Source organism: Pseudomonas sp. ITEM 17296, assembly GCF_028895205.1.
Taxonomy (GTDB): Bacteria; Pseudomonadota; Gammaproteobacteria; order Pseudomonadales; family Pseudomonadaceae; genus Aquipseudomonas; species Aquipseudomonas kermanshahensis.
This window is the reverse complement of sequence record NZ_WJRS01000032.1, coordinates 8,221-20,583: the sequence shown is the minus strand read 5'-3', so window position 1 is coordinate 20,583 and position 12,363 is coordinate 8,221. Positions and strand designations below refer to the sequence as shown.

The 12,363-nt window shown below is 66.2% G+C and carries 2 protein-coding genes (1 of these 2 only partly in view); both read left to right on the top strand.

What is annotated here, in order from left to right; genetic code table 11:
- On the top strand, window positions 1–1,042 hold the final stretch of the coding sequence (locus tag GIB19_RS24785; RefSeq protein ID WP_274888383.1) for a non-ribosomal peptide synthase/polyketide synthase. Its footprint begins 21,290 nt before the window's first position; only the last 1,042 of its 22,332 coding nucleotides appear in the window; its start codon lies off the left edge, out of view; the stop codon is at window positions 1,040–1,042.
- Window positions 1,039–12,363 carry a non-ribosomal peptide synthetase gene (locus GIB19_RS24780; RefSeq protein WP_274888382.1) on the top strand — a complete coding sequence of 3,775 codons (11,325 nt, stop codon included), beginning with the start codon at window positions 1,039–1,041 and terminating at the stop codon, window positions 12,361–12,363. The genes GIB19_RS24785 and GIB19_RS24780 overlap by 4 nt, the downstream gene beginning before the upstream one ends.

The window sequence follows — 12,363 nt, the reverse complement described above, 5'->3', positions numbered from 1 at the left end:
CCGTAACGGAAATGTCACCACCTTGCACTTCGTGCCTTCGATGCTGGATGTATTCCTGGCCCATGGTGATGTCTCGGCGGCTTCGTTGAAGCGCGTCCTGTGCAGCGGCGAAGCCTTGCCAGGCGGCCTGGTCCGACGCTTCCACGCGCAATTGCCAGCCGTTGAACTGCACAACCTGTACGGCCCGACTGAAGCAGCGGTGGACGTGAGCGCCTGGCACTGCGTGACGGCGCCGGACAACACCCCCATCGGCAAACCGATCGCCAACACCACGCTGTACGTACTCGACAGCCAAGGCCAGCCGGTCCCGCAAGGCGTGGCTGGCGAGCTGTTCATCGGCGGCGTGCAAGTCGCCCGAGGCTACCTGAACCGCATCGAACTGACCGCCGAACGCTTCCTCGACGACCCGTTCAGCACCCGCCCTGGTGCACGCCTGTACCGCACCGGCGACCTGGCGCGGCACCTGGCCGATGGCAACATCGAATACCTGGGCCGCAACGATGACCAGGTGAAGCTGCGCGGCCTACGCATCGAGCTGGGTGAAATCCAGGCTGGCCTGACGGCCATCGAAGGCGTGAAGGAGGCAGTTGTTGTCGCCCGCGACCAGCGTCTGGTGGCGTATTACACCGGTGAGCAGCAGGCCACAGACGTTCTGCGCACGGCATTGCTGGCCCACCTGCCGGAGTTCATGGTGCCCGCGCTGTTCCTGCACCTGGACGCATTGCCCCTGAGCCCCAACGGCAAGCTCGACCGCAAGGCTTTGCCACTGCCGGATACCGAGGCCCTGCAGAACCGCGAGTACCAAGCCCCAGAAGGCGAAACCGAAACCCTGCTGGCAACGATATGGGCTGAGCTGCTGGGCGTGGAGCGGGTAGGGCGCCACGACAACTTCTTCGAACTGGGCGGCCATTCGCTGCTGGCGGTGACCCTCACCTCCCGCCTGCGTGATCAAGGCCTGGAAGCCGACGTGCGCGCCCTGTTCGACCAACCGACCTTGGCGGGCTACGCAGCCATCACAGACAGAATGGAGATCGTCCTGTGAGCATCAACCAACTACTGGCAACACTGACGGCCAAAAACGTGCAACTGGCGTTGAAGGACGGCCAACTGGCCGTCCAGGGCAACCGTCAGGCCCTGACCGACCCCGCGTTGGTGGCGCAACTGCGTGAACACAAGCCAACGCTGGTGGCGATGATCGAGCGCGGCGAGTACGTGGCCGTGAAACAGGGTGCGGTACACGTGCCGTCCAACCTCATCGAGCCGGGCTGCACGCGCATTACGCCGCAGCACCTCAACCTGATCGACCTGGACCAGGGCACCCTTGAACGCATCGTCGCTTGCATCCCCGGCGGCGCGGCCAACGTGCAAGATGTCTACCCACTGGCACCGCTGCAGCAGGGCATGCTGTTCCACCACGCCAGTGCCACCGACAGCGACCCGTACGTGATGCAGGCGCGTTTCGTGTTTGCCAGCGAAGCCCGCTTGCAGGCGTTTGCCGATGCGCTGCGTGGTGTAATTGCCCGCCACGACATCTTGCGCACCTCGGTGCACTGGGAAGGGCTGGAAACGCCGGTGCAGGTGGTCTGGCGCCGCGCTGACCTGCAGGTGGCGACGTTACCCGACAACGACCCCATGCGCGGCAGGCTCGACCTGACCCAGGCACCGCTAATCCGCCTGCTGCGTGAGGCCGAGCAAGCCGATGGCGCACTGGCCGCCACCCTGCAGTTCCACCATATCGCCATGGACCACAGTGCCTTGGAAGTGGTGCGTCACGAACTGATCGCGTTTCTGGCCGGCGAGGGTGATCGGCTGGGCACCCCGGTGCCGTTTCGCAATTATGTGGCACAAGCCGTGCTGGGTATCAGCGAGGCCGAACACGAGGCGTTTTTCCGCGACATGCTGGGTGGGATCGACGCGTCGACCCTGGCCTACGGCATCCAGGATGTGCAAGGCGTGGGCGAGGTGCACAACGAGCACGCACTCGACCTGCCACTTGCGCTGTGCCAGCAGTTACGCAGCCAGGCACGAAGCCTGGGCGTGAGCGTCGCCAGCCTCTTCCACCTGGCCTGGGGCCGCGTGCTGGGCGGGCTGACGGGGCGCGAGCAGGTGGTGTTCGGCACAGTGCTGATGGGGCGCTTGCAGGGCGCCGAAGCCACCGACCGGGCGCTGGGGATTTTCATCAATACCCTGCCGGTACGCGTTGACCTGGACAGTGCTGACTTGCCGACGGCGATCCGCGCCACCCACCAACGGCTGAGCGCATTGATGCGCCATGAACACGCGCCACTGGCCCTGGCCCAGCGGTGCAGCGGTGTGGCGGCGCCGGCGCCGCTGTTCAATGCCTTGCTCAACTACCGCCACAGCGCAGTGGACAGCACTCAGCCACGCCGCGCAGCCCAGGCCGGCATCGACATCGTCGAGTCTGCCGAGGCCACCAACTATCCCTTGACGCTCAGCGTCGACGACTTGGGCGAAGCGTTTCGCCTGACCTTGCTGGCCAGCGCCGAAGTGCCGGCGCAGCGCGTCTGTGCTTACCTGCAGCAGACCCTCGAAAGCCTGGTGCAGGCACCGCAGTCGTCGGTCCTGGCGCTGGCCATGCTCCCCGACAGCGAGCGCACGGAGCTGCTGGAAGCGTTCAACGATTATCCGGCCCCCTATGAGCGGCAACTGACCCTGCACCAGCGCATTGCACACCGCGCCGAGCTGCACCCTGACACCGTCGCCGCCACCTGTAACGGTACGCGCTTGAGTTACGCCGAGCTCAACCGCCAGGCCAATGCCCTGGCGCAGCACCTGATCAACCTGGGCGTGCGGCCTGACGACCGCGTCGCCGTGGTGGCGCGGCGCAGCCTTCAGACGCTGGTGGGCTTGTTGGCGGTACTCAAGGCCGGAGCCGGTTACGTGCCGGTAGACCCCGCCCACCCGGATGAGCGCGTGCACTACCTGCTGAATGACAGCGGCCCGGTAGCGGTGCTGACGCAGCAGACGCTGCGTGAGCGCCTGGGGCCTGTCGCGGTGCCGGTGGTGCTGCTCGACCAGCCGCACTGGCCTGTATGCGAGAGCGACCCGGTTGTGCCGGGGCTGAGCGCGTGCCACCTGGCCTATGTGATCTACACCTCCGGTTCCACCGGGCAGCCCAAGGGCGTGGTGGTCGAGCACCAGACCGTCAACAACCTGGTCGACTGGCACTGCCGCGCCTTCGACCTGTGCCATGGCCGGCACACTTCGAGCCTGGCCGGTTTTGGTTTCGACGCCATGGCCTGGGAAGTCTGGCCGGCGTTGTGCGCCGGGGCCACGTTGCACCTGGCGCCGGCGTCGGAGGGCAACGACGACCTGGATGCCATGCTTGCCTGGTGGCAGGCGCAGCCCCTGGACGTGAGCTTCTTGCCGACGCCGGTGGCCGAGTATGCCTTCAACCATCAGCTCGAACACTCGACCCTACGCACCCTGTTGATCGGCGGTGACCGTCTGCGCCAGTTCAACCGCACCCAGCGCTTTGCCGTGGTCAACAACTACGGCCCGACCGAAACCACGGTGGTGGCCAGCTCCGGCGCGGTGGAAGCGGGCGGAGCGCTGCACATCGGTCGGCCGGTCGATAACGCCCGTCTGTACGTACTCGACCCACACCTGCAGCCTGTCGCGCTGGGTGTGCCAGGTGAGCTGTACATTGGTGGCGCTGGGGTTGCCCGGGGCTACCTGAACCGCCCGGCGCTCACCGCCGAGCGCTTCCTCGACGACCCCTTCGCCGCCCGTGGGCGCATGTACCGCACAGGCGACCTGGTGCGCTGGCTGGCGGACGGCACCCTGGACTACCTGGGGCGCAACGATGACCAGGTCAAGATCCGCGGCGTGCGCATCGAACTGGGCGAGATCGAAAGCCGGCTGAACGCCCTGGCTGGCATCGATGAAGCCGTGGTGCTGGCCCGTGAGGACCAGCCCGGCCAGCCGCGCCTGGTGGCCTACTTCACCGCCCAGGCAGGTGTCGAACCGCTCACCCCAGAAGGCCTACGCAGCCAATTGCAGGCGCACCTGCCGGAATACATGGTGCCTGTGGCCTATGTCGAGCTGCCGGCGTTGCCGCTGACGGCCAACGGCAAACTCGACCGCCGCGCATTGCCACGCCCCGAGCGCTCGGCGCTGTTCGAGCAGGGCTACGAGGCCCCCGAAGGGGCGTTGGAGCAGGCGCTGGCAACACTATGGGCCGAGTTGCTGCACGTTGAGCGAGTCGGCCGTCGCGACCATTTTTTCAGCTTGGGCGGGCATTCACTGCTGGCGATGCGCATGGTCTCCCAGGTGCGCCTGCGCCTGGGTGTCGAACTGAGCCTGGCCGACCTGTTCGCCAACCCCGAGCTGGCCGCCGTGGCCGAGGTACTGGCCCATGCCGGGCGCAGTGAGCTGCCAGCGATACGCCCGGTGCCGCGCGACGCGCCGCTGCCGATGTCGTTCGCCCAACAGCGGTTGTGGTTCCTGGCGCAAATGGAAGGCGGCAACCAGGCTTACAATGTGCCGCTGGCCCTGGGCCTGCGCGGGGCACTGGATGCCGATGCGCTGGAAGCGGCCTTGCTGGGCATCATCGAGCGCCACGAGACCTTGCGCAGCCGCTTCGTACCACGCGATGACAGTGCCGAGGTGGTGCTGGCCGCCACCGCGGGTGCCGATTGGTTCCAGCGTGAAGACCTGAGCGTCGATGCGCTGCCCGCCCGCTTGCATGAAGCGGCCAGTGCGCCTTTCGACCTGGCCCACGGGCCGCTGTTGCGAGCGCGTTTGCTGCGTCTAGGCGCAGAACACCATGTGCTGGCCCTGACCGTGCACCACATCGTTGCCGATGGCTGGTCGCTGGGCGTGCTGACCCGCGAACTGAGCGCGCTGTATACGGCCTGCTGCCAGGGCCAGGATAATCCGCTGCCGGCCCTGGACATCCAGTACGGCGACTATGCCGTGTGGCAGCGCCGCTGGTTGGCCGGCGCCCAGTTGCAGCGCCAGGCCGATTACTGGCGCCAGGCCCTGGGCGGTGCACCCAGCCTGCTCAAGCTGCCCAGTGATCGCCCACGCCCCGAACGCCAGGACTTTGCCGGCGCAAGCCTGCCACTGCAGTTGCAGCCCCGCCTGGCGGCTGGCCTGCGCAGCCTGGCCCAGCGCCACGGGGTAACCCTGTACATGGCTGTGCTCAGTGCCTGGGCCGCCGTGTTGACGCGGCTGTCCGGTCAGGGCGAAATCGTCATCGGTTGCCCTGTGGCGGGCCGCGGCCGTGCCGAGCTGGAGCCGCTGGTTGGCTTGTTCGTCAATACCCTGGCCGTGCGCATCGACACGGCTGCCGCACCGACGGCGCAAACCCTGCTGGAGCAGGTCCGTACGCGCGTGCTGGAGGCTCAGGCGCACCAGGACCTGCCATTCGAGCAGGTGGTGGAAATCGTCCGCCCAGTGCGCAGCCTCGGCCACACCCCCTTGTTCCAGGCCACGCTCAACTGGCAGGCGATCGAAGGTGGCGCCTTGCAACTGCCGGGCCTGCAGTTGGAGGCCGTGGCCCAGGCTGGCCAGGTCGCCAAGTTCGACCTGACGCTGAACCTCGGCGAGTTCGGCGACACGCTGGCCGGCAGCCTGGACTACGCCACCTCGCTGTTCGACGAAACAACCGTGCGGCGCTATGTTGGCTACTTCGAGACCTTGCTCTGGGCCATGATCGGCGATGATCAACAGCCGCTAGCACAGTTGCCGTTGCTTGGCGACGCCGAGCGCCAGACCTTGCTGCACAGTTTCAATGCCACGCAGCGCGATTACCCCCGTGACCAGGCCGTGCAGCAGCTTTTTGAGCAGCGCGTGGCGCGCCATCCCCTGGCCGTGGCGGCAGTGCAGGGCGACCAGGCGCTGTGCTACGGGGCACTCAACGAACGCGCCAACCGCCTGGCCCATTACCTGATGGGCGCAGGTGTGGTACCGGGTGCCTATGTGGCCGTGCTGCTGCCGCGCTCGTTGCACCTGCTGGTCGCGCAACTGGCTGTGCTCAAGTGTGGCGCGGTCTATGTGCCGCTCGACATTCATGCCCCGACCGAGCGCCAGGCCTTCATGGTCGAGGATTGCCAGGCCACCGCGCTGCTGACGCTTGCTGGCACACCGGTTGAGTATGCGGTGCCGCGGGTCGACCTGGACCAACTGGTCCTCGATGAACAGCCTGGCCACAACCCTGGGGTGGCCCAGGACGCTGGCAGTGCGGCCTATGTGATGTACACCTCTGGCACCACAGGCAAACCCAAGGGCGTGTGCGTGCCGCACCGGGGTATTGCGCGGTTGGTGCTGAACGAGCGGTATGCCGGGTTGCTGGCCAGCGACCGCATCGCTTTCGCTTCCAACCCGGCGTTCGATGCCAGCACCCTGGAGGTGTGGGGCGCATTGCTCAATGGCGGGCAGGTGCGGGTGATCGACCACCGCACGCTGGTCGACCCGGCACTGTTCGCGAAGGCGCTGGCGGAGCAGGGCATCACCGTTCTGTTCTTGACCACGGCGTTGTTCAACCAGTACGTGCAGTTGATCCCCGAGGCCCTGGCCGCGTTGCGTGTGCTGATCAGCGGCGGTGAGCGTGCCGAACCTGCAGCCTTCCACACGCTGCTGCACAAAGCACCTGGGCTGCGCCTGCTCAATGGCTACGGGCCCACCGAAACCACCACGTTCGCGGTGACCTGCGAGGTGCGTGAATTGGCGCCCGATGCAGCTCAAGTGCCGATTGGCCGGCCGATCGGCAATACCCAGGTGTATGTGCTGGACGCCTGGCAACAGCCCGTGCCGCAAGGCGTGGTCGGTGAACTGTATATCGGCGGCGACGGCGTGGCGCTGGGTTATCTGAACCGCCCAGAATTGACGGCGCAGCGGTTTATCGATGACCCGTTCAGCCCGCAGCCGGGCGCTCGGCTGTACCGCACCGGCGACCTTGTACGCTGGCAGGCCGACGGCCAACTGGAGTGCCTGGGGCGCAATGACGACCAGGTCAAAATTCGCGGTTACCGGATCGAGCTGGGCGAAATCGAGCAGCAGTTGGCACTGGCACCGGGTGTCGGTGAAATCGTGGTGATGGCTGTGCCGAACGAGCAGGGCCCACTGCGGCTGGTGGCCTGGTTTACCCGGCACGAGGCCCCAGTGGAGGCCGCTGACCTGCGAGCCTTCCTGCGTGGGCGCTTGCCGGATTACATGGTGCCTACCGCATTTGTGGCATTGCCGCGGATGCCACTGAACAACAATGGCAAAGTTGATCGCCAGGCCTTGCCGGCGCCGGCACCCCAGGACTTGGCGGTGACAGCGTACGAAGCACCGGAAGGCGAGCGCGAGCAGGCGCTGGCCACGTTGTGGGGCGAACTGCTGCACCTGGAACGCGTCGGGCGTCACGACCGCTTCTTCGAATTGGGCGGCCATTCACTGCTGGCGATGCGCATGCTGGCCCAAGTTCGCCAACGCCTGGGGCTGGAGCTGGCATTGGGCGACCTGTTTGCCGATGACAGCCTGGCAGCGGTGGCCGCCTGCCTTGCGCGTGACGGCGACACCTTGCCGGCCATCCAGCCGGGCCCGCGTGACGGTGCTTTACCGCTTTCGTTCGCCCAACAGCGGCTGTGGTTTCTGGCGCAGATGGAGGAAGCCAGCGCGGCCTATCACATTCCCCTGGCCCTGCGCCTGGAGGGCCGTTTGGACTCTGGGGCGCTGGAGCGTGCGTTAAGGCGTCTGGTCGAGCGCCATGAAAGCCTGCGCAGCCATTTTGTCGAACAGGAAGGCGAGCCGCAGGTGGTGCTGGCCACCGGTAGCGAAGGCTTCCTGTTTGACCGGGACCTTTGCCAGGGCCTGGATGAAGCCGCTATTGCGGCGCTGATCCGCCAGGAGGCGAGCCAACCCTTCGTGCTTAGCCGCGACCTGCCGGTGCGTGGGCGCCTGCTGCAGCTGGCCGAGGACCACCACCTGCTACTGCTGACCTTGCACCACCTGGTGGCCGACGGTTGGTCGCTGGGGGTGTTGGTGCGCGAGCTTGGCGAGTTGTACCAAGCCTTCAGTTGCGGTGGCGACGACCCCTTGCCGGCCTTGCCCGTGCAGTACATCGACTATGCCTTGTGGCAGCGGCGCTGGCTGAGCGGCGATGCGCTGCGCCAACAGGCGGATTACTGGGTTGGCCAGCTGGCCGGGGCACCGGCGCTGCTCAGCCTGCCTTGGGATCACCCACGGCCAGAGCGTCAGCAGTATGCCGGTGACAGCGTCGCGCTGAGCCTGGACCCGCGCCTGAGTGCCGAGCTCAAAGCCGTGTGCCGGCGCCATGGCGTCACGCCTTACATGCTGTTCATGGCGGCTTGGGCAGTGTTGTTGAGCCGGCTTGCCGGCCAGGATGAAGTGGTGATCGGCTCGCCGGTAGCCAACCGCAGGCAGGCTGAAGTGGATGGCCTGGTCGGCATGTTCGTCAATGCCATGGCGTTGCGCGTGGACACCTCGGGGGCACCGGATGTGGCGACCTTGCTGGCCCGGGTAAAGGCCGTGGTGCTGGGCGGGCAGGCGCATCAGGACTTGCCGTTCGAGCAGGTGGTCGAGTTGCTGCGCCCGCGCCGAAGCCTTGCGCATACGCCGCTGTACCAGGCCACCCTGGACTGGGACGCCAGCCCGGAGCGCCAGGCGCTGCAACTGGCCGACCTGTCGGTGAGCGCAGTGAGTGGGCCTGCGTGCATCGCCAAGTTCGACCTGAGCCTGAGCCTGGGTGAGCGCGCCGAAGGTTTTGCCGGCGGTATCGTGTTTGCCACAGCCCTGTTCGAACGCTCGACCATCGCGCGTTATGCGGGGTATTTCCAACAACTGCTGTGGGCCTTCGTGGAGAGCGATCGGGCCATTCCGGGCCATGTCGGTTTGCCGGATGCCGATGAGCGCAAGCGGTTGTTGCAGGGCTTTAACGACACGGCGGTGGATTATGACCTTGAGCAGACCCTGCACGGGATGATCGAGGCGCAGGTGTTGCGTACGCCGGATGCGATCGCGGTTAAAGCCGAAGAAGGGGTACTGAGCTATTGCCAGCTGAATGAGCAGGCCAACCGATTAGCGCATCACCTGATTGAACTGGGTGTTAAACCTGATGATCGGGTGGCGATCTGCGTTGAACGTGGGCTGTCGATGGTGGTTGGCTTGCTGGCCATCCTCAAGGCGGGTTGCGCGTATGTGCCGGTTGACCCCGATTACCCAGCGGAGCGCGTGCGGCATATGCTGAGTGACAGCGCGCCGGTGGCGGTGCTGGTGCATAGCGCTACGCGGCACGTACCGGATTCGGCCCAGGTTATCGACCTGGATCAGCCGACCTGGAACGCCCAGCCGTCCAGCAACCCAGTTGTCACCAACTTGACCCCGCGTCACCTTGCTTACGTGATCTACACCTCAGGTTCCACCGGCTTGCCGAAGGGTGTGATGAACGAGCATGCCGGCGTGGTCAACCGCCTGTTGTGGATGCAAGACGCCTATAACCTCGGCGCTGAAGACGTGGTCTTGCAGAAGACCCCGTTCAGCTTCGACGTGTCGGTATGGGAGTTCCTCTGGCCCCTGCAAACCGGCGCGCGCCTGGTCATGGCGCGTCCCGGCGGCCATCGCGATCCGGAGTACCTGCGTCAGGTGATCCGCAGCGAAAACGTCACCACCTTGCACTTCGTGCCCTCGATGCTGGATGTATTCCTGGCCCATGGCGACGCGTCGACCGATGGCCTCAAACGCGTCCTGTGCAGCGGCGAGGCCTTGCCGGGCAGCCTGGTCCGACGCTTCCACGCGCAATTGCCAACCGTTGAACTGCACAACCTGTACGGCCCGACTGAAGCAGCGGTGGACGTGAGCGCCTGGCACTGCGTGACGGCACCGGACAACACCCCCATCGGCAAACCGATCGCCAACACCACGCTGTACGTACTCGACAGCCAAGGCCAGCCGGTCCCGCAAGGCGTGGCCGGCGAACTGTTCATCGGCGGCGTGCAGGTCGCCCGAGGCTACCTGAACCGCACTGAACTGACCGCCGAACGCTTCCTCGAAGACCCGCTCAGCACCCGCCCTGGTGCACGCCTGTACCGCACCGGCGACCTGGCGCGTCACCTGGCCGATGGCAACATCGAATACCTGGGCCGTAACGATGACCAGGTCAAAATCCACGGCTTGCGCATCGAACTGGGCGAAATTCAGGCCTGCCTGACGCGAATAGAGGGGGTCAAGGAGGCCGTGGTGATCGCTCATGAGCAGCAGTTGCTCGCTTACTACACGGGCGAGTCGTTCCCGGTGGAGGCGCTGCGCTCGGCATTGCTCGGGCGCCTGCCGACCTTCATGGTGCCGGCGCTGTTCGTCCACCTGCAGGCACTGCCCTTGAGCCCCAACGGCAAGCTCGACCGCAAGGCTTTGCCATTACCGGATACCGAGGCCCTGCAGAACCGCGAGTACCAAGCGCCAGAAGGTGAAACCGAAACCCTGTTGGCAACGATCTGGTCCGAACTGTTGGGCGTGGAGCGGGTAGGGCGGCACGACAACTTCTTCGAGCTGGGCGGCCACTCCCTGGCGGCAATCCGGCTGGTCGACAAGATGACCAAGGCGGGCCTGAAGGTGGCCATCAACGATGTGTTCCAGCACCCCAGCGTAGCGTTGCTGGCGGCCAGGCTCGGCAGCCCTGACGCTGCGCACCGCGGGGTGATCCGGGTGCGTGCAGGGGGCAGCCAGACGCCGCTGTTCCTGGTTCACGAATTCACCGGCCTGGATTTCTACTTCCCGGTGCTGGGCCAGCACTTGCCCGGTGATTTCGCCCTCTATGGGCTGCCCGGCATCCCGGCCGATCAAGCGCAGCCACAGACGCTCGAGTGCCTGGCCCGCTACCAGATCGAACAGATGCGCAGCGTGCAGCCACAGGGGCCGTATCGCCTGGCAGGCTGGTCGTTCGGCGGAGTATTGGCCTTCGAAATGGCTAACCAATTGCTGGGTGTGGACGAGGAGGTCGAATTCCTCGGTTTGATCGACACCTATGTGCCGCGCCTGGCCGACCAGGGCAAGGCGCGCTGGCAGGGGCCACGAGCACTCGAACGGCAGTTGCTGTTGAACTGCAGCACGTTCTGGCGCACGCAAGGCCCGGCAGGCGCCGACAAGCTGGCACGCCTGCAGCAACTGGAGGCCGGTCAGGCCGATTTTGCCACGCTGGTCGCCAGCTGCCGCGAGCACCAGTTGCTCTATGGGCTGTGGGCGAGCATGAGCGACGCGCAACTGCTGCACTACTTCACCCGTGAACTGGCGCACGGCCATGCGCTGGCACATTACCGCCCTTCACCGTTGAGCGTGCCGGTGCACCTGCTGCGCGCCGAACAGGGCAGTGACAGCCAGTCGACTCTGGGCTGGCGCGAGACCTTGCCGTCCCAGGCCCTGATCCTCCTGGGCGTGCCGGGGGACCACCGCAGCATGATGCAGGCGCCCCACGTGGCCGCGCTCGGTCAGGCGCTTGGCCAGCTACTGGGCAGTGTGCCTAGCACGAACAGCACCAAGGCAGCGGCTTATCAGCCCTTGGTGGCGATCCAGACCGGTCAGCACGGGCATGCACCGTTGTTTTGCGTGCCGGGGGCTGGCGACAGCGTCACCAGTTTCATAGGCCTGGCCGAGGCCCTGGGCCCGGACTGGCCGCTGTACGGCCTGCAGGCGCGGGGGCTGGACGGCTGCTCGGTGCCGCACACTTCGGTGGAGGCTGCTGCCGATTGCCATGTGCAGGCCATCGAGGCGCTTTATCCGCAAGGGCCGCTGAACCTGGTCGGGCATTCGTTTGGCGGCTGGGTGGCACATGCCATGGCTGCCCGGTTCGAGGCCAAGGGGCGGCAGGTGCGTTCATTGACACTGATCGACAGCGAAGCGCCGGGCGAGGGGGGCACCTGTGGCCAGCCCTACACCCTGGGCGAAGCCTTGCAGCGGCTGATCGAGGCGTTGCAGCTGTCCACCGGCAAAACCCTGGGTATTGACCCAGGCGCCTTTGCCGAGGCCAGCGAAGACCAGCAGTTGAGCCAGCTGCACGCGGCCATGGTGCGGGTCGGATTACTGCCGGCGCGGTCGCAGCCAGGGGCGCTGGACGGCACCGTACGGACCTTCGCCACGGCGTTGCGCACGGCCTACCGGCCAACGTTGAGCTACCACGGGCCGATCGGCCTGGTGCTGGTGGATGACCCGGGCCTGGATGCCTTGGGCAATGCCCGCGAGCATGCCGCCATGCAGGCCGGTTGGCAGCAACTGATGCCCAAGCTTGCGCTGTGGCAGGGGCCCGGTGACCACTTCAGCATCCTCAAGGTGCCGGATGTGTTCAGCCTGGCGGCCTGGTGGCACGACGGGCAGGCGCTGCACCACGGCAAGGTTACCCCTTAA